Below are 19586 nucleotides of genomic sequence, written 5' to 3'. Positions count from 1 at the left end.
TGAGTCGAATCGTGCCAATGCCTTGAGTGCCTTAGCTGACAAACTGCCAGATATATTGCCACAAGCCCTTGCTGCTGCCACGGCAATTCAGGATGAGTCGAATCGTGCCTATGCCTTGAGTGCCTTAGCTGACAAACTGCCAGATATATTGCCACAAGCCCTTGCTGCTGCCACGGCGATTCAGAATGAGTCGAATCGTGCCTATGCCTTGAGTGCCTTAGCTGACAAACTGCCAGATATATTGCCACAAGCCCTTGCTGCTGCCACGGCAATTCAGTCTGAGCCGAATCGTGCCTATGCTTTGAGTGCCTTAGCTGACAAACTGCCACCAGAGTTATTGCCACAAGCCCTTGCTGCTGCCACAGCGATTCAGTCTGAGTCGAATCGTGCCAATGCCTTGAGTGCCTTAGCTGACAAACTGCCACCAGAGTTATTGCCACAAGCCCTTGCTGCTGCCACGGCGATTCAGAATGAGTGGAGTCGTGCCAATGCCTTGAGTGCCTTAGCTTTTGGTTTTTCACAAATGCCAGCTGCCGAACTTTTTCCCCTTTGGCAAGATACACTTCATAAACTATCTCTTCGCACTCGCCCTGATTTGTTGCAAGATATCAAGGTATTGTTTCCAGTTATCTTTGCATTAGGTGGTGAAACAGCAACGGCAGAAATTGCCCGCGCTATTGTGGATGTAGCGCGATGGTGGCGGTAATTTAACAGGGATTTACAATGCCTTTACCAAGTATCCATTCAAATAATAATTGCTATAAAGAATAAACAATAAATTTCAGTTGAATGTATATCACTACCCAGAAAGAGGAATTTAGCTATGCTTACATTAATGCGATCGCTCATGGTATTACCGTTTGCACAGTACTAACTGCTGTGACTGAAGATGTAAATCCAGCGAGTTTACCCAACTTCTGGGGTACAAAGTCCGTTTCTTTGCTACCTTGAACTTCAGATAAATAACAATCTCGCACCGCCAACAACAAGCCTTTGATGGCATCTTGTGCGCCTGTTTTGACTAAATCATCTGCTCTTTTGAAAAAATGCGATCGCCATTTCCCATCGTTATTGCCATACAATTCGATTAAATACCAACCTGCAAGATACTCAGCTAAAGGGTCAAGACAGAAACGGATTCTGTCTTTGGCAGAACCGATAGTTTGAATCAGGTGCAAACGTTTTTCCAAATAATTGAGGTGTGCTTCGGGGTCATCAATACCCAAAGCTGCTAATGCAGCAATGGCATCTGCACGCTTGGCGGTTCCTGGTTGATAACTTTGCTGCAAGCATTCCCAGGCGATGGTTTTGGCAATTTGATGAACAGTGCGGTCATCAAATTGATTGTCTGTAACATCACGATTGAGTTCATTGATATAACCCAGCATCAAATTAGGAATATTCTCTGGTAACGCAGAAATATTAGATGTAACGTCTTTACTGGCGATTAACTGTTCAGCATAGAGTTTAGCCAGCAAGACAGTGATATTATTTTGACCGACCATCAGAGAAAGACGGTTACAAGCGTCAAAAAATTCCTGGTCAGTAAAGCGATCGCGTTTACCTCGCTGCATGAGATAAGCTTCCATAAAGGACGAGAGTTTATTCGCCTCAATCCGCAAAGGTTTAATTATCGTCTTATTAACCCGCCCCAGCTTTTCCTCAATTCGGGAAGTAATCGCTAATGCATTCACCGAAAACTCTGGCGACTCCGGCTCAATTGCTTCTCGTGTAGTGGCATTCATTTCTGAGAACCGGTCTACAATCACTAGAATGCGTTTCTTTCTTAACAAACGTAACAGTAATTCTTGGCAAATCGGCTCTGGTTCATCAATTAAAGCTTGCAACTGTCCTCTGATGGCTTCTAAAAGCGGCGACTTACCTTCAGTTACCCGAAATTCTTCTTCTAACAGCACAGGTAACATCAAATGTTTGCAGAGTTGTTGGTCTTCATCCTCAGCCATTGCCCACCCAGCGATTCGACACGCTAAACTGGTTTTACCTACACCCCCTTCCCCACCAATTACTAGACAGCTACGTTGTTTCTCAAAAGTTGAGCGCAGATTCTCATTCATCAGTTGGGGAACTGTTGTACCATCCAGAACAACGGGAATGGGAATATAACAGGCGCGACTGCTAACTGTATCCTTTTTGGGAAATTGTTCGCGCGCTGCTTTGATATATTTAGCTACCCATGCATCTAATACTCTGGGATGGTAATGAAACCAGCCAACAAATAGCACATATCGCAGAGGTATATTAACGCTGATAAATGGGAGAGAAAAATCTGTGTAGGGTTTGAGGGCGTTGTTAATTTTCAACAACCATAAAGGGGCTACCCGCAAGAGAATTAACCAAATAGAAGGCAATAAGATAAGGTAAGCGGCAATTCCCAAAAGTAATTTATGCTTAAATAGCGATTCCAGAACTCTATCAAAGAGGCGAGTTTCTTTTTCTGCTTTCAGGGCATTAAGAGGGCGACGTATCAGCCTAATGTCCGTCTCTGTGAATTTATCTTTGTATTTTTGTATAGTTGCCAATACCTGCTCAAAGTCTGAGATGACTTTCTGCAACTTGGAGGTAGGTAAAGCATTTGCTTTATCCTGAAAGCCTGCCGCTATTCCTCCTAAACCTTTGATAGCACCTAAACGCACGTAAAACTGGCTATCATTCAACAGGGCAATTAAATTCGGGACAGAAGATACTGCTTCTGTACCCATTGCACCCAGAGCGTAAGCAGAGTTGTAACGTACAGTGGGGTTCTTATCTTTTAAAGCAGCAGTTAATACTGGGACAGCTACTTTCGCTTCTACACCAATTTTTCTGAGTGCAGAAGGAACATAAATGCGAACGAATTGCTCCTTGTCTTGTAATGCCGCCATCAAGGATGGAACTGCTGCTTTGGCTGCTGTACCAATATTTCCTAAAGCTAAGGTGGCGTACAGGCGGACTTGCCCATCTTCATCCTGCAATGCTGCACTTAAGGCTGGAACTGCTGGTGCTGCTTCTGCACCCAAATCTCCTAAAACCGAAGCGGCGTGCCAGCGAAGATTACTATCTTGATTTTTCAACGCTTCAATCAAAGACGGCACTGCTGCCGAACCGATATTAACTAATGCATCTGCTGCAAGGCTTCTGATGTGGGTATCGTTATCTATCAGCTTCTCAATCAGCGGAGCAATTTTGCTGTCAGTAGTGATTTGCGCCCAACTATTGCTTGTGCATAGTAGGAACAGTGTCAGGCATAAGACAACTACCTTGAGCGCACTAAGTAATACTTGTCTGGTATGCTTTGTCATTGAATCGGATTGAATCACCCGATGAACAACTCCAGTCAGAGAAACTATACCTAAGATTGTAATCTAACTGTCAATGTGGGTTAGCGATGTCTACGACGGGCTACGCCTACGCACTAATTTGCCCCCGCTTTGCTCAAGCTTGATTAGCATTGGGATTTAAACGCATCATGATTTTCTCTGGTTCTGTCAAATTTTTAAATCCATAACGGCGATAAAGTCCATGAGCGTCTTTTGTGCATAACAACCACCTTAACTAAACACCTTGGTGCGAGAAAGGTAAATATCGATGGTTATAATACAATTTCGGTTTACCAAATTGGTAGTCGTTGCCAGGAAAGGCTATTACGCCTGAACGCTTACGGCATTTGTGGGATGGTTAGTTATCGAACGAGAAAGTAATGCTGTTAAGATATAGATAAGAATATTAATTATATAAAGCTAGAAAATATGTACATTCAAATTAAACCAGAACTAGAGAAATTTATTCAAGCACAGCTTGCAAGTGGTAGATTTACTAATGCAGATGATGTCATCAATGAAGCCTTTAAACTGTTACAAGAAAGAGAGCAGCGACTTGAAGAATTACGGCAAAAGATTGCTGTAGGAACTGAACAAATTGCTAAGGGGCAAGTAACTGACGGCGAAGTTGTATTCGCCAAATTACAAGAAAAAATTCGTCTAATTGCTGAGGAGTCTGCTGAATGAGTAATTATTCATTTTCAGATGCAGCAATTCAAGATTTAGATGAAATTTGTGAATATATTGCTCGGAGTAGCCCAAAAGCAGCTAGTAAGCTTTTTGATGACATTCGCTCCAAATGTAAACTAGTAGCGAGTTTCCCCAATATGGGAAAAAGTTATGGAAGGCTTGTACCAAATCTGCGCGGTTTTGTTGTGGATGATTACATTATATTTTACTATCCGAGAGAAGACGGAATTAGTATTACTCGTGTTGCCAGTGGTTATCAAGATTTAGAATCTTTGTTCGTAGATTGATAATTATTAGCGATGTCTACGACGGGCTACGCCTACGCACTTATTTCCCCCCGCTTTGCTCAAACTTGGTTAGCATTGGGATTTAAACGCATCATAATTTTTTCCGGTTCTGTCAAATTTTTAAATCCATAACGTCGATAAAGTCCATGAGCATCTTTTGTGCCTAACATCCATCTTTGAACATCTTGCAATTCTGGATATTCCAAAATATATTCTACAAACCATTTTCCTAAACCCTGTCCTCGATAAGGCTCCAAAATAAAAACATCTTTTAACAACGCAGAAGTTGCATAATCCGTGATGACTCTCGCAAAGCCAACTTGTTGATTATCTTCATAAAGTCCAAAACATAAAGAATTTTGTATTGACTTTTCCACAGTAGCTAATGGAATGTTTTCAGCCCAATAGGAAGTTTGTAAAAAATCATGAATCATTTGAATATCTAATTTAGATTTATCGGTATTGATGTAAAACCGATGTTTTAATTCTTCATTCATCTTGCTACATCTTTTATTTAATAGGTTGAAAAATTATAGTTCATTCTTGGGGTCAGTGGTTTGTAGTGTCAAATGATGAAATTACTGAACCATTAGCTGGATAACAGAGGCTATATTCAGCATTCAATGATATGCGTGCATATAGTTATTGATTATGAATCAGCCTACAACAAAATCTTGGCAAGAAGTCCGCGCTGCTTTTCAGCAAATCTGGGGTTATGAAGATTTCCGTCCACCGCAAGGAGAAATTGTTAGTAGTTTATTGTCACAAAAAGATGCGCTGATTATTATGCCCACAGGTGGTGGGAAGTCAATTTGTTTTCAACTTCCCGCACTGCTACAAACAGGATTAACTTTGGTAGTTTCGCCCTTGGTGGCGTTGATGGAAAACCAAGTTCAGGAATTACTACAAAGCCACCAAAAAGCAGCACTTTTGCATAGTGAATTATCTTCATCTCAACGCCGTGCAACGCTGCAAGCTTTAGAACGTCAACAGCTAAGATTACTTTATTTATCGCCCGAAACTTTGCTTAGTGCGCCAGTGTGGGAAAGATTATGTCACTCGCAATTGCAAATTAATGGTTTGATTTTAGATGAAGCTCATTGTTTAGTGCAGTGGGGTGATACTTTCCGCCCAGCTTATCGCAGATTAGGGGCAGTGCGTCCTGCGTTGCTCAAATCAAAACCACCAGGAACAAAAATTAGCATCGCCGCTTTTACTGCGACTGCTGACCCCTCAGCCCAAAAGATTATTCAAACAGTTTTACAATTACAGCAACCAGAGATTTTCCGCTTGAATCCCTACCGTCCGAATTTGCATCCCAGCATTCGCATTGCTTGGACGCCACGAGGTAGAAAACAACAATTATTAAAGTTTATTCAAAATAGACCGCAACAATCGGGATTAGTTTATGTTCGCACTCGGAGAGATAGCGAAGATTTAGCCCAATGGTTAGCAGAGATGGGTTACGCTACAGCTAGCTATCATGCGGGATTGGGTGCAACAGAACGCCGTGAAGTAGAAGCAAGCTGGTTAGGTGGCAAAATCCCCTTTGTTGTGTGTACCTGTGCGTTTGGTATGGGGATAAATAAAAGTGATGTGCGCTGGGTAGCACATTTTCACGCGCCGCATCTGCTATCTGAATATGTGCAAGAAATTGGCCGCGCTGGAAGGGATGGGAAACCAGCTGAAGCGTTGACATTGGTAAGTGAACCTACGGGGTGGTTAGATTCAGGGGATAAGCAAAGACAGGAGTTTTTTCAAGAACAAATGCGATCGCAACAGCAAATAGCGCAGCAACTTGTGAAAAAATTACCAAAACAGGGAGAAGTGAGTGCAGTAACTCGACAATTTCCCGAAGGTGCAACGGCGCTAGCTTTACTTCATAGCAACGGTCAGCTAAACTGGCTCGATCCTTTCCATTACACCATTGGGCAAAAAGCGGGAAATCAGCCACCAACCCAATTACACGCTGCTAAACAAATGCAGCAATACCTAACAACTAAGCAGTGTCGTTGGCAGTTTTTGTTAAATGCTTTTGGTTTTGATAAAGAAGCTGCTAACTTGCGTTGCGGACATTGCGATAATTGCCGTCAATGAGTATAAAAGACTCGTCGTCGAGTATCAAAGACTCGTTCACGAGTATAAAAGGCTCGTCGCCGAGTATAAAAGACTCGTCGTCGAGTATAAAATGCTCGTTCACGAGTATCAAAGACTCATCGCTGAATATAAAAGACTCGTTCACGAGTATCAAAGACTCATCGCTGAATATAAAAGACTCATTTACGAGTATTACTCCCTTGCTGCTTGTTCGCCGTTAGGTGTTCCCGCTAGAATACCTAGATTTTTTTAATAACTCCGATCACGCAGCGTCTCGTTAGAGAAGGAAGCAAAGGAAAAGATAAATAATCTTATCGCGCGACAGACAATAAGTTAAAACTTTTTTCTTTCCCTGCTCCTCTAAATATTCTCCAGCTAGGTTCATCCAATAGGATGAATTGTCATTTTCACCACCAAGTGACAATAGGGTAGTCAAGTAGAGGATAAAAATATGTCATCTGCTCAAGCGCCCTCCCTACCACCGTTGATTCCGCGCGAAATTCTGTTTGGGAATCCCGAAAAAACCAGCCCACAACTCTCGCCTGATGGCAAATACTTGGCATATATCGCCCCTGATGAGAAAAATGTCTTGCAGGTATGGTTGCGAACTATAGGACAAGAAGACGACCAAATATTAACTGCCGACAAAAAACGCGGTATCCGCATTTTCTTCTGGACTTATAACGCCGACCAGTTGATTTATATGCAAGACTCGGATGGCGACGAGAACTTTCACCTCCACTTGGTTAATATTCACTCCAAAATTGTGCGTGACTTAACGCCATTCCAGGGTATAAAAGCAGAACTTGTGGAACTGGAACCAAAATTTCCAGACCAAGCGCTGGTAGCGTTGAACTTGAACAATCCTCAAAAGTTTGACGTTTACCGCATCAACCTTAAAAATGGTGCGGTTGAGTTCGACACTGATAACCCCGGTAACATTATCAGTTGGACATCTGACGCTGAGTTCCAAATACGTGCAGCAACAGCTAGCACAGCCGATGGTGGTTACGATTTGTTGTTGCAGAAACCAGATAAACAGTGGGAAATTCTCCGCCACTGGGGGCCAGAAGAAGAAGGGAATTCTGTTAGCTTCTCAGATGATGGTAAAACCCTTTATATTCAAGGGAATCATGATGCTAACGCCAAACGTCTGCTAGCTGTTGACCTAGATAGCCGTCAAGAAACTGTCATTGCTGAAGATGAACAATATGATGTCGTGGGGATAATTATTCAACCACTGACGCGAGTTATCCAAGCAGTTTCTTTTTACAAAGATAAACAGGAATGGCAGGTAATCGATCGCAGCATCGCCACTGATTTTGAGGAAATCGCCAAGGTGCGTCCTGGAGAATTCTCTATAATTAGCCGGGACTTGGAAGATAAAACCTGGCTAGTAGCTTATAGAACTGACGATGGGCCAGTTTATTACTATGCCTACAACCGAGAGTCAAAAATTAGCACTTTCCTCTTTAGCAACCAACCCAAACTCGAAGCGTTGCAGTTAGCTTCAATGCAACCAATTTCCTACGAAGCACGGGATGGCTTAACTATCCACAGTTACTTGACAACGCCTGTAGGAATACCTACACAGAATCTCCCAACAGTACTGCTGGTTCACGGCGGCCCTTGGGCGCGGGATGTTTGGGGTTTCTCTCCCACAGCGCAATGGCTGGCTAACCGGGGTTATGCTGTTCTGCAAGTGAACTTTCGCGGTTCCACTGGCTACGGTAAAGCATTTTTGAATGCTGGGAATCGGGAATGGGCTGGCAAAATGCACGATGATTTGATTGACAGTGTTAATTGGCTGGTGGAACAAGGCATTTCCGATCCGCAAAAGATTGCGATTATGGGCGGTTCTTATGGAGGTTACGCCACTCTAGTAGGATTAACTTTTACACCAGAAATATTTGCGGCTGGCGTGGATATTGTCGGGCCAAGTAACTTGATTACTCTGGTAGAAACTATACCGCCTTATTGGGAACCATTGAAGGCAATGCTTTATCATCGCGTTGGTAATTTAGAGACAGAAGAGGAGTTTCTGAAATCGCGATCGCCTTTATTTTTCGCTGACCGAATTCAAAAACCTTTACTTATCGGTCAAGGTGCAAACGATCCGCGAGTGAAACAATCAGAAAGCGATCAAATTGTCAACGCAATGCAACAGGCTGGTTTACCAGTGCAATATGCACTTTACACTGATGAAGGACATGGTTTTGCTAGACCAGAAAATCGGTTGCACTTTTTTGCGATCGCAGAAGAGTTTCTCGCCAAATACTTAGGCGGCAGATTTGAACCTTTGGCAGATATCCCCGGTCATTCAGGAATAGTGAAATAAAGTCTCAAAAGGGTGGTTAGTGTGATTCACCAACCACCTTATTTCATTGTTTACTTTCAGGTAAAGCAAGTCGAAGTAAACTGAGTTTGTATCGAAGGATATTTCTTAAACGTGAAAGTCTTAGAAAAATTTCATGATTCTGAGAATAAAATAATTCAACAAATTCAATAAAATCATTTATTGTACAAGTTTTGTCATAACCCCCATTCCACTGATGAAACTCATCACTTATTTCCTCTGAGATTAAGATGATGTTGTCTGGATCATCTGCAAGAGGACGATATGTATTTTTATCAAATATATGATGTCTAACTAACTTAATTGGATTATATTTATCGCGTTCAATACCTGTGACTTGACATTTTTTCTTATCTCTATTTGCTGCATATCTCATTGCTATTTCGACATCTTTATCTGAAGGAGATGGCGCAAGAGCAAGGCATTCCAAAATGGGAGGAGCTACAAGAGGCACTCTTTTACAATACTCACGTCTTATTTTAGAGTATAAGCTCGCAGCCAATTCTATGCTAAACTTCTCTAAGCCGGAAAAAGAGAAGAATAAAGCTTGTTCTATATCCTCAAAATCTTCTCCAATCTTCATAGGGTTGTCAGTTCTTTGAATATTTTCAAACGCTTGCTCTAGTCTAGTTTGCGTTGTTCTGAATATCCCGCTAACATTCTCAAAATTTACCCAATGCTGTTGTCCTTTGAGAATAAGGGACGAGCTATTTGTAGATATAGCTTGTCGGATACTTCTATCAATTCTAGTAATCCTGTATTTTTCAACTAGTGTTAAAACCTTACATAGAGAAATTTCGCTAGCTTCACCATGTCTATCTAAGTAGTTAGCAATAGCAAAAGCTCCTTCTTTAGAGAAGATTCTTATCTTCCAAGATTTATTTTGATATATGAAGTGCAAACTCTCTTTTAATTGAAGCTGACTATCTAACGATGACTCCAGCAAAGAGACTATTTCATCAAACTTCCTAAGCTCTATATCTAAAGCTTCTGCAAGCGTTCTTTCCTTGATGAAGAAAACTCCCCTCCTTACTACCATTATCTAACTCCAGCAATAAGGCTTTTATACATAATTTCAATCTGTTCAAAGATTTGCCTATCACCTGTTTTTAGATTATCAGGATGGTATTTTTTAGCTAATTGATAGTAGGCATCCTTGATATCATTCTTTGTGGCAGTTTTAGGGTCTAAACCAAACACTTTCCAAGGTTTAAAATAGTGAAATATATTTATACCATTGATACAACCATAGCCTTGCTGATTTTCTTCATCTGGCAAAATCCCAATGAACTTTCTGTATAAAACTTCCCAGGATGACTCTAAACGCAAATCAAACGAATCCATACCAGTAGTTGCACTTATAAAAGCGCCTGACTTTCTAAGCTCTTGCGTATTAGCTACATCAAATCGTTTATAAACTGCTTTTTTCAATTCAGCTATCGAAAGTGATTTAGATTGATACTCAGTTTCTTTTTTGGAATTTTGAATAACAAAGTAAGCAAATTCCCTCAAGAAATCGGCATCAACTTCTTTAGCCTCTGCGAGGCGAATAATTTCATCCTGTACCTGCTGATTCAAAACTGCTAAAGCCATTATGGACAGCGTAGTAACTTATGCCTGCATTATAAACAAGATTTTTGACTAATAGTTTAAAGGTAACTATGCCGTTTTTGTTGTTCCAACATAAAAAGTGACAGTCACAGCTTTAAGTACTCTGATGCTCAGACTCTTCTTTTTGCAACAGAAAATCGAGATAGTCTTGTAATTGCAACAGCCTCGCTTCAGATAGCTGGCGTAACTTGGCTAAAATCATTTCTTCTTGCTGCCACTGGGCAATGGGAATAATTTGAGATGCTGGTACTTCGATCGTCACATGGGGCAGATCAAACCCTTCCAGACTATACCCGTCCTCTTCCCCGTCAGGCATGGGGTAATGTTCTACAATTGTTGCAACATTCCCTCGCTTTAGGTTGTATTCTGGTAAGTCTTGCGCTAAGGCAACTTGAGAAAATAGGGGGTACTGTACCTTCATAAGTTGGCTCCTCGATCTGGCACTAAGGTGACAAATTTGGTTGTGTCGTTTGCAACCATCCAAATGGTTAAAACATTGAGTTCAACGCCATTAATCCCTCGCAGACACACACGAATGGCATATTTCTCACCATAGTGAGTTGTTTCGATCGCCTTGGCAGGTTGTGTTAAAACTTGAGCGCGTAGATCCCATTCCAATTCTTGCCAGTTATCTAACGTGTACTCAGCCTAGCGAGAAATTTAGATTTATCGTCTTTTGGCAACGGCACAAGCAGATACTTGGTTAGCTTTTCTTCTGCAATTATTGCATCCTGCGGTAAAAAGGCCATTGTCTCATGGCATGAATTTTGGCTAGGAATTATTGACTATATTTTACTCTGGGACGCTAGTCTTCTGCATATTTGAGATATTGCTTTATCCCGCGTTGAGTACTTGCTCTGCGGTTAGCTGTAACTCTGGGAAAATAGTAGAAGCGATCGCAGTATTTCCTGCAAATCTGGTTTCTTCATAAAACCCGTCAACTAATATCAGTACGGTAACTGTATTTCTTTGTGGATCGACAATCCAATATTCAGCAATTCCCCTGGCAGCATACTCGGAACGTTTGTAGCGATAGTCCCGATCTTCGTTAGCTTTGCCAGGAGAAACAACTTCGACAACTAATGCTGGAGGAGGCATATCCAAGGTGATTGTAGATCGCGTTGCACCTTCTAAGGCTGTTGCAAGTTCATCCGTCAGCACAACTAAGTCAGGAATGCGAGTTGTCGCACGAAAACCAGCAATAACAATTTCAACTTTGTTACTTAACCGATTAACTGGAACAAACTTGAGGAAATTTACCAGTAAAAATAGAGATATCTGGACATTTTTTGGGCTTTCAGGTGGCATGGAAACTAACTCACCTGCCACCAGTTCATACTGGCTATCCGTGCCATCGTCATATTTCAAATATTCCTCAAGCGTTAGACGTTTGCCAATGATTGCAGTCATATCACTTCAATAGAAGTTACGTATTGATAGTTTATTAAATTCATCAATCCCGATTTATTATTTAAAACCACAGATAATTCATGAGTCTTTATCTGTGGTTATATTTTCATCTAATTGACTTTTGCAAATTTAGTAAACGCCTGATTATTTAAAGCGATCGCTTCCCTAAAATTGCTGCAAAAACCGCAAATCGCTAGTATATAACCGACGAATATCGTCGATTTGATGTGACACCATTGCAAAGCGTTCTACACCAAAACCGGCAGCAAACCCTGTATAAACTTCTGGATCGTAACCCACAGACTTAAGTACATTTGGATCGACCATACCGCAGCCCATCACCTCCAACCAGCGCCCATTCCACTGCAAATCCACCTCTGCTGAGGGTTCGGTAAATGGGAAATAACTGGCGCGGAAGCGAATAGGTAAATCGCCAAATATTGCTTGTAAAAATACTTTAATTGTGCCCTTGAGGTCTGTAAAAGTTAGTCCCTCGTCAATGGCTAAAAGTTCTATTTGATGGAAAACTGCTGAGTGAGTCGCGTCTACATTATCTCGCCGATAAACTCGCCCTGGAGCAACAACCCGAATCGGTGGTTCTTCTCTTTCCATGTAACGAATTTGCACTGACGAAGTATGAGTGCGTAAAAGATTCCCATCTGGCAGGTAGAAGGTATCCTGCATATCACGGGCGGGGTGGTCAGGCGGGGTGTTGAGAGCCTCAAAATTGTAGTAATCTGTTTCCATCTCTGGCCCTTGAGCTACGGTATAGCCCATACCGACAAAGATATCCAGTGCCCGGTCGATAATGCCGTTGAGGGGATGAATGCGACCTTGGGGGCTGTAAATTCCCGGCATAGTTACATCCAGAGTTTCCGCCTCTAACTGTACCTGAATTTGAGCGGCTTCGAGGGCGACGCGTTGCTGGTCTAGACTAGTTTGCAAAGATTCTTTGACTGTATTGGCGATCGCTCCAATTTTTGGTCGTTCCTCTGCGCTCATTTGCCCCATACTTCGCAACAGTGCCCCCAGTTCTCCTTTTTTACCCAGATAGTTAACTCTGAGTTCCTCTAGGCGTTCTAGGGTGTCGGCGGCTGCGATCGCTTTTTCTCCTTCCTGCCGCAGTGCTAAAAGTTGAGCTTCTAAATTGCTAGTCATTAGTTATTAGTCATTGGTCATTAGTCATTAGTCTATAGTCAAAAGCTGTGAATCGGTCGATAAATAAACTTACAGCTATGCCATTAATATCAGCTAAAGGTGAGGGTTAAAACCAAATCTCTGTTTATCAGTTATAGACGATTGGGCTAGTACAGCAGGCGGGTAAATCCAGTTAACATCTCACTTAACAATGAGCAACTTGTCTTAAAGGTAGGCAAAATTTCGCCACACTGTCTAGTGAGTATAAATATTTTTTTGCTGCTTGTGACCTCAGACATTGACAAATGGCTAATAACAAATAACTAATAACTAATGACCAATGATTAATGACCAATGACCAATGACTAATGACCATGAAATTACTAATTAGCAACGATGATGGCATTTCTGCCTTGGGGATTCGTACCCTAGCCAACTACTTGGCAGAGGCAGGCCATGATGTGAGTGTAGTTTGCCCAGATCGAGAGCGATCGGCAACTGGACACGGGTTAACTTTACACCAACCGATTCGCGCCGAAATTGTTGAAGGGATTTTTCATCCTGCGATCAAAGTTTGGGCTTGCGATGGTACGCCTTCAGATTGCGTCAAATTGGCGCTGTGGGCTTTATTGGAAACTCCCCCAGATTTGGTTCTCTCTGGTATTAATCAAGGTGCGAATTTAGGAACCGAAATTCTGTATTCTGGTACTGTTTCTGCGGCAATGGAAGGTTTAATTGAAGGCATTCCCAGCATAGCGCTGAGTCTTATAAGTCATACATCTAAAGACTTTCAAGCTGCTGCTAAGTTTGCCACAGTTCTCGTAGACCAGTTAGCCCAAAAACCGCTGCCAGATTTAATGTTGCTCAACGTCAATATTCCTGCGGTCAAATGGGAAGAAATTGCCGGCGTTGCTCTCACCCGTCAAGGCCTACGGCATTACACTGATGTGTTTAATAAACGAGTCGATCCTCGTGGAAAAACGTACTACTGGTTAACCGGAGAAGTCATTGAGGATGTAGAACCCCCAAGCGGATTAAATCTGCCTCCAAATGTACCTACAGATGTGGAAGTTGTACGTAAAAACTACATCAGTATTACTCCGTTACAATACAATCTTACTTACGCAACTGGATTAGAGAAATTATCGAAGTGGGAATTCAATTTTCCTGGAATCATTTGATTTATCAGCACAAAAATGTGGTTATTCAAATGCATCACGGAAAAATGTAGGCTATAACGTAGGGGCACTCTTGAAATAACCGATACACATTCATCCCAAAACCAGGGAAATTCTCACTGACGTATTTCATTCACATTTACACAATCGGCCAGAAACAGGATATGCTGTTTTACCAAGAAATCCTCCCTCTAGCAAAATCGGATAGACAGCATAAACTTAGACAAAATAAGTAACAATTCTTTCATTTATCGCCCGCTCAGTCCAGCAAGCAACACCCATGTCTAGGATAGAGAATCAATTTACCGTACAATTTTGGGGCGTTCGCGGCAGCATCCCCAGCCCAGGGCCACACACTGTTCGTTACGGCGGTAATACCCCTTGCATATCAATGCAAGCGGGCGATAAACGCTTAGTTTTCGATGCTGGCACAGGACTACATGTTTTGGGGCAATCTCTGTTGCGCCAAATGCCGTTAGAAGCTCACATATTTTTTACCCACTCTCACTGGGATCACATGCAAGGTTTTCCCTTCTTTACTCCAGGGTTTGTAAAGGGGAATGACTTTCATATTTACGGCGCGATCGCACCTGATGGTTCTACCATAGAACAGCGCCTCAACGATCAAATGTTGCACCCGAACTTTCCCGTACCCTTGCAAATTATGCAAGCCAATTTAAATTTCTACGATGTTCGGCCGGGGCAACCAATCCACATCGATGACCTTACCGTAGAAACAGCACCTTTAAACCATCCAGGTGAAGCTGTCGGATACCGCGTCAACTGGCGTGGTGGTGCAGCTACTTACATCACTGATACCGAACATTTTCCCGATCGACTCGATGACAATGTGTTGTGGCTAGCTCGTAATGCTGACATCTTAATTTACGACTCTACCTACACAGATGAGGAATACCACTCGCCAAAATCCCCGAAAATTGGCTGGGGACATTCTACCTGGCAAGAAGCGGTAAAAGTGGCACAAGCTGCTAACGTCAAAACTCTGGTGATTTACCACCACGATCCGGCGCACGATGACGACTTTTTGGATCGTGTCGGCAAAGAAGCTGCTGAAAAATTTCCTGGTGCTATTATGGCACGGGAAGGATTGGTACTTCAGGTTCCGACCTCAGTTGTCTTATCAGAATCTTTTCCTGTTAGCAAGTTTTCTTCCTAAAGATTGCGATCGGAGGAATTGGAGATTTTAGATTAGATTGGTGATCGGAGGCTTTCAGCGCGAGAGCGTACCTGTTGGCTATACGGTGAGACAGCGCTGCTCAGAGTTGTCACGCCGACATAGGATCAGGGCGACAACAGGAGGAAAAACTTTATAGATTCACCAACAGCCCAGATACCCACAGACGCCCTAAGATTGCGGCTGACGATCGCGGTAAAACCTCGTTGAAGTCTCAACATAGAACTAGAGCCTTTTTAGCTCTGGTATTTGGGGTTATCTGGATTTAGCAAGCAATCAAGCTGATGGCACAAGAAACCATCTTGGGCGACTTCCCTTGGGTTAGGCTTTTGGCTGATAGCTAAAAGGGGTGGCATAAACACCCTGGCTGATAGCACAAGACCTCATGGGCAGTTGGTGAATGTCCTCCTGAAGGTGGTTTACCATAGGGTAGCTTCCTGCTGAGAGCTAAAATAAACCTAAAATCTCAGAATCCACGTGCTAAATTTGTCTAAAAATGGGTGTTCTGTGCGGGTTGCTTTTTCGAGCGAAGGGCTACTAACGCCGACTGCTGTTGCCCTTGGCAAGTTTGATGGCGTTCATCTTGGTCATCAAAAGGTAATTCAACCAGTCTTGCACGCTGGTGGTCACTTGTCAGGAGCTAGTAGTCCGCACTCAAAGGGAAATCAACTGACAAATCAAGAATATACCTATTCAACAGTTGTCACCTTTGACCCCCATCCACAAGAGTTCTTTACAGGGCAACCCCGGACTTTGTTAACGCCACTGGATGAAAAAGTCCAACAATTGCGATCGCTTGGGGTAGAACAACTGGTATTACTACCCTTTGACAAAGAATTGTCTGCGTTGACCCCCGAAGAATTTGTCGAAAAAATTCTCGTGCAACAACTGCGATGCCAACGAATTAGCATCGGGCAGGATTTTTGTTTTGGCGAAAAGCGCAGTGGTACTGCTCAAGATTTGCAATTACTCGCCGCCAAGCACAATATTCCCGTTACTATCGTTCCCTTACAAACTTATACAGGTGATTCGTCCACCCAAACTAATTGCGTCAGTACTACTCCAACTCAGGATGCCCGCATTAGCACTTCATTGATCCGCCAAACCCTTGAGCGGGGAGATATCGAAAACGCAAATCTATTACTGGGACGCCCCTACTCCCTCCTTGGTGATGTCGTTCAAGGTCAACAATTGGGCAGAACAATTGGTTTTCCCACCGCTAACCTCCAACTACCAAAAGAAAAGTTTTTGCCTTGTCAAGGAGTATACGCTGTCCGTGTTTTCACTCTCGATGAAACAACAGATACCGCTCCTAGTGAGAACTTGGGTGTCATGAATATCGGTAATCGTCCAACTGTAAACGGTACTTATTCATCTGCGGAAGTACATTTATTCGATTGGTCAGGTGATTTGTATGGCAAAAAACTGGTCGTGCAGCTAGTTAAATTTTTGCGCCCCGAACAAAAATTTCCTTCTCTCGAAGCCCTGAAAACACAAATTCAACTTGACTGCGTTGTTGCTAGAGAAGTTTTGAGTGCTGGAGTGCAAAGTTAAAAGTTAGGAGTTAGGAGTTAGGAGTTCTGAGTGGGAACAATGTATTTAGGGAAATTGGGCATAGGGCATTGTGAAAATTCTTCCCTCATTCGCCCCATTCCCGGCTCCCCACTTTCTATTCCCCATTCCCTACAACGCATGAGAGAAAAAATCGACGCTTTAACACAAAATCTAGCTCTTACCATCGTTGGCAAAGCTGAGGCAATACGTTTAGTGCTAGTTGCCTTGTTAGGTGGTGGTCATGCTCTTTTAGAAGATGTCCCTGGTGTTGGTAAAACCTTGCTTGCTAAATCCTTAGCTCGTTCACTGGATGGCAAGTTTCAACGGTTACAATGTACCCCCGATTTATTGCCAACTGACATTACTGGCACCAACATCTGGAACCCAAAAAGCGGCGAATTTACTTTTCTTCCTGGGCCAGTCTTTACCAATATTCTCTTAGCTGACGAAATTAATCGCGCCACACCCCGCACTCAGTCAGCTTTATTAGAAGTCATGGAGGAACATCAAGTAACAGTCGATGGTATCTCTCGTGCAGTTCCTCAGCCCTTCTTTGTAATTGCCACTCAAAACCCTATCGAGTATCAAGGTACTTTTCCCCTGCCGGAAGCGCAAATGGATCGGTTTATGTTGTCGCTGAGTTTGGGCTATCCTTCTGAGGCAGAAGAACTCCTGATGCTGCAAAATCTGCAAAATGGTATAAAAGTTGCTGATTTACAGCCTTGTATTACCTTGGAAGAAGTACAGAAATTGCGTTACCTCTGCTCTCAAGTAAAAGTGGCAACTTCTTTGCAACAGTACATTCTCGAATTGGTACGGGCAACACGTCAAGATGAGGAAATCGCTCTTGGTGTCAGTCCGCGTGGCACATTAGCATTACAACGGGCTGCCCAAGCGCTAGCTTTTCTATTAGGGCGTGATTATACCATTCCCGATGATGTGAAATTTCTTGTCCCTCACGTTCTTTGCCATCGCCTTATCCCTAGAGGAGGACGCAATGCAAGAACTGTTGTTGAGCGATTATTGCGATCGGTTTCTATTCCTTAAGGTAACGTGACTTCGATGAGCTAAAAAACAGCTATCCGAGATGGCAATAAATGCATTTCTGGCTGGGGAAAATATTTTTTTACGCTTTTACTCCGGTTCTTTCTGCGTCAGTTTGCACATTGCGTATCAATTCATCCAAACTATCAGGTAAATTTCCTGCCATCACCATTTTAGTAAATACCTCATAATATTCAGACTTGACTGAACTTAAGTTTCCCGAACCTGCCGGAATTTGGGCATGTTAGGATCTCCTACAAAATTAGGTAGACAATAAATGAAAGCGATCGAAGTTACCGGCAGGATTGATTCTCAAGGAAATCTAGTTCTAGATGAGCCGATTCAGGGAAACACTTATCCTCATCAGCTTCGGGTGATTGTGTTAGTTCCAGAACAAGCAGAAACAGAAGAGGTTGACCCTGATGATACACCCGTTGAGGAGATTAAAGCTAGTTTGAGGAGAGCCTTGCAGCAAGTAAAAGCTGGTCAAACTAGACCAATTAGCGAGCTATGGGACAGGGTTGATGCAGAGTGATAATACGATTTTAATTCGATTTTCTGATGAGTTTGAGCAGGAACTTTACAGACTATCAAAAAGATTTCGCAATATTCGCTCTGATGTTCAACCGATTATTGAGCAATTACAAGGCAATTTTGTCGGCGATGCCTACGGCGTGCTACGCCTACGCATTGCCGACATTGGTGAGGAGTATGTTGTTTATAAGGTGAGAGTTCCTAACAGTAGTATCCAAAAAGGTAAGAGTGCAGGATACCGATTGATTTATCAAGTTGAGTCCCTACAAGTATTTTGCTACTAACGATTTATTCCAAATCTGACCGAGAAGATATTGGTGCAAATGAAATTCGAGATATTGTGGCTGATTTTTCTAGTGAGTCAGATTAAAACTACTAGAACATTTTTCCTTGCACAGTCAGTGATGCGCTGAATAGATATTTATATTACTGTTGTCGATATAAAAGATGTGTTGCTTGACAAAACTACTTACACAAAATTTGAAACACTGCCAATACTGCGTAAGTCTTATGATTAGCACAAGCGCCACTTTTAAATATTTGGGAATGTGAGGAATGTCAATTTTTGTTAAGCGCAAAATCCGCGATGCCTACGGCGGGCTACGCCAACGCCAAGCACTACAGCCAAGCGCCGAACGTGAATTCAAACGCCAATTTTTCGGTTTACTTCTGGTAATTATAACGTGGAGTTTAGCTATGGGCTGGCTTCTAGCCTTGGCAACTAACGCCCAAAGTGCGACTCCTCCTGCTGAAATTGGCACTGTTGACGTAGTACCTGCACAATACCAACTGGGGCAAGAACTGTATTTAGAAAGCTGCTCTAGATGTCACATTGCCATACCACCAGCCGTTTTACCTACCCAAACTTGGAAAAATCTCCTGCAAGACTCGCAGCACTACGGCGCACAACTCCAGCCTTTAGTCGATCCGCAACGCATCTTGGTGTGGAAATATCTTTCGACTTTCTCCCGCGTGCAGCTAGACGACGAAGAAACACCATATCGCGTCAACAACTCGCGTTATTTCAAAGCTTTGCATCCAGGAGTTGAGTTACCACGTCCCGTCCAAGTTGGCAGCTGTGTCAGCTGTCATCCCAGTGTTAATGATTACAATTTCCGCCGCCTGACAGCAGAGTGAAAGTGAGGAGTGAGGAGTTAGAAGTGAGGAGTTGAAAAA

18 protein-coding genes and 2 pseudogenes are annotated in these 19586 nt (G+C 42.7%); 12 read left to right on the top strand and 8 right to left on the bottom strand.

Features of this window, described 5'->3' with window-relative positions:
- Nucleotides 1-706, top strand: a pseudogene (locus tag V7K84_RS04095) (hypothetical protein); the annotation flags it as partial.
- A gap of 139 nt (nt 707-845) precedes the next feature.
- On the opposite strand, the gene V7K84_RS04090 reads toward V7K84_RS04095, so the two are convergent.
- A complete protein-coding gene (locus tag V7K84_RS04090) occupies nt 846-3299 on the bottom strand; it encodes a HEAT repeat domain-containing protein (RefSeq protein WP_334836584.1) in 2454 nt (817 codons plus the stop codon).
- 447 nt (nt 3300-3746) lie between these two features.
- Between V7K84_RS04090 and V7K84_RS04085 the strand changes: the two genes are divergently transcribed.
- Together V7K84_RS04085 and V7K84_RS04080 are read left to right on the top strand one after the other, a co-directional pair.
- A complete protein-coding gene (locus tag V7K84_RS04085; protein WP_334836583.1) occupies nt 3747-4004 on the top strand; it encodes a type II toxin-antitoxin system ParD family antitoxin in 258 nt (85 codons plus the stop codon).
- Nucleotides 4001-4294 carry a type II toxin-antitoxin system RelE/ParE family toxin gene (locus V7K84_RS04080; RefSeq protein ID WP_334836582.1) on the top strand — a complete coding sequence of 98 codons (294 nt, stop codon included), beginning with the start codon at nt 4001-4003 and terminating at the stop codon, nt 4292-4294. The genes V7K84_RS04085 and V7K84_RS04080 overlap by 4 nt, the downstream gene beginning before the upstream one ends.
- A gap of 59 nt (nt 4295-4353) precedes the next feature.
- Here the strand turns inward: V7K84_RS04080 and V7K84_RS04075 are convergent, their stop codons facing one another.
- Nucleotides 4354-4791 (bottom strand): GNAT family N-acetyltransferase, encoded by a 438-nt coding sequence (locus V7K84_RS04075; protein ID WP_334836580.1) that lies wholly within the window; start codon nt 4789-4791, stop codon nt 4354-4356.
- Between the two features lie 154 nt (nt 4792-4945).
- Here V7K84_RS04075 and V7K84_RS04070 point away from each other — a divergent pair, with 154 nt between their 5' ends.
- Together V7K84_RS04070 and V7K84_RS04065 are read left to right on the top strand one after the other, a co-directional pair.
- Entirely contained in the window at nt 4946-6391 is a 1446-nt protein-coding gene (locus tag V7K84_RS04070) for a RecQ family ATP-dependent DNA helicase (protein WP_334836579.1), read from the top strand.
- A 451-nt stretch (nt 6392-6842) separates the two neighbouring features.
- On the top strand, nt 6843-8729 hold the full coding sequence (locus tag V7K84_RS04065) for a S9 family peptidase (protein ID WP_334836578.1): 1887 nt from the start codon (nt 6843-6845) through the stop codon (nt 8727-8729).
- Nucleotides 8730-8772: 43 nt separating this feature from the next.
- Here the strand turns inward: V7K84_RS04065 and V7K84_RS04060 are convergent, their stop codons facing one another.
- From V7K84_RS04060 to pheS, 6 genes and pseudogenes are all read right to left on the bottom strand, one after another.
- A complete protein-coding gene (locus tag V7K84_RS04060) occupies nt 8773-9786 on the bottom strand; it encodes a hypothetical protein (protein ID WP_334836576.1) in 1014 nt (337 codons plus the stop codon).
- Nucleotides 9786-10340 carry a J domain-containing protein gene (locus tag V7K84_RS04055; protein WP_334836575.1) on the bottom strand — a complete coding sequence of 185 codons (555 nt, stop codon included), beginning with the start codon at nt 10338-10340 and terminating at the stop codon, nt 9786-9788. The genes V7K84_RS04060 and V7K84_RS04055 overlap by 1 nt, the downstream gene beginning before the upstream one ends.
- Nucleotides 10341-10452: 112 nt before the next feature.
- Entirely contained in the window at nt 10453-10779 is a 327-nt protein-coding gene (locus V7K84_RS04050; RefSeq protein WP_334836574.1) for a DUF4926 domain-containing protein, read from the bottom strand.
- Nucleotides 10776-10991, bottom strand: a pseudogene (locus V7K84_RS04045) (DUF6883 domain-containing protein); the annotation flags it as partial. The gene V7K84_RS04050 and the pseudogene V7K84_RS04045, both read right to left, overlap by 4 nt.
- Before the next feature lie 201 nt (nt 10992-11192).
- Entirely contained in the window at nt 11193-11768 is a 576-nt protein-coding gene (locus V7K84_RS04040; protein ID WP_334836573.1) for a Uma2 family endonuclease, read from the bottom strand.
- Between the two features lie 165 nt (nt 11769-11933).
- Nucleotides 11934-12926, bottom strand: coding sequence for a phenylalanine--tRNA ligase subunit alpha (gene pheS, locus V7K84_RS04035; protein WP_334836571.1), 993 nt, complete (start codon nt 12924-12926; stop codon nt 11934-11936).
- Nucleotides 12927-13279: 353 nt separating this feature from the next.
- Between pheS and surE the strand changes: the two genes are divergently transcribed.
- From surE to V7K84_RS04000, 7 genes are all read left to right on the top strand, one after another.
- A complete protein-coding gene (gene surE / locus V7K84_RS04030) occupies nt 13280-14086 on the top strand; it encodes a 5'/3'-nucleotidase SurE (RefSeq protein WP_334836591.1) in 807 nt (268 codons plus the stop codon).
- 277 nt (nt 14087-14363) lie between these two features.
- Nucleotides 14364-15260, top strand: a complete 897-nt coding sequence (locus V7K84_RS04025) for an MBL fold metallo-hydrolase (protein ID WP_334836570.1) — start codon at nt 14364-14366, stop codon at nt 15258-15260.
- 495 nt (nt 15261-15755) lie between these two features.
- The gene (locus V7K84_RS04020; RefSeq protein WP_334836569.1) at nt 15756-16832 is read left to right on the top strand and encodes a bifunctional riboflavin kinase/FAD synthetase; all 1077 of its coding nucleotides are present in this window, start codon (nt 15756-15758) and stop codon (nt 16830-16832) included.
- A 138-nt stretch (nt 16833-16970) separates the two neighbouring features.
- Nucleotides 16971-17879 carry an AAA family ATPase gene (locus V7K84_RS04015; RefSeq protein WP_334836589.1) on the top strand — a complete coding sequence of 303 codons (909 nt, stop codon included), beginning with the start codon at nt 16971-16973 and terminating at the stop codon, nt 17877-17879.
- Between the two features lie 274 nt (nt 17880-18153).
- On the top strand, nt 18154-18411 hold the full coding sequence (locus V7K84_RS04010; protein WP_334836568.1) for a type II toxin-antitoxin system RelN family antitoxin: 258 nt from the start codon (nt 18154-18156) through the stop codon (nt 18409-18411).
- Nucleotides 18401-18694: a type II toxin-antitoxin system RelE/ParE family toxin gene (locus V7K84_RS04005; RefSeq protein WP_442940924.1), complete on the top strand. Its 294-nt coding sequence runs from the start codon at nt 18401-18403 to the stop codon at nt 18692-18694. Before V7K84_RS04010 ends, V7K84_RS04005 begins: the two co-directional genes overlap by 11 nt.
- A 271-nt stretch (nt 18695-18965) precedes the next feature.
- A complete protein-coding gene (locus V7K84_RS04000; RefSeq protein WP_334836567.1) occupies nt 18966-19547 on the top strand; it encodes a cytochrome C in 582 nt (193 codons plus the stop codon).
- Nucleotides 19548-19586: the final 39 nt, after the last annotated feature.

This window comes from Nostoc sp. (assembly GCF_036917315.1).
Taxonomy (GTDB): Bacteria; Cyanobacteriota; Cyanobacteriia; order Cyanobacteriales; family Nostocaceae; genus Nostoc.
Note: the sequence above shows the minus strand (reverse complement) of the source record. Positions and strands in the feature narration are given on the sequence as shown.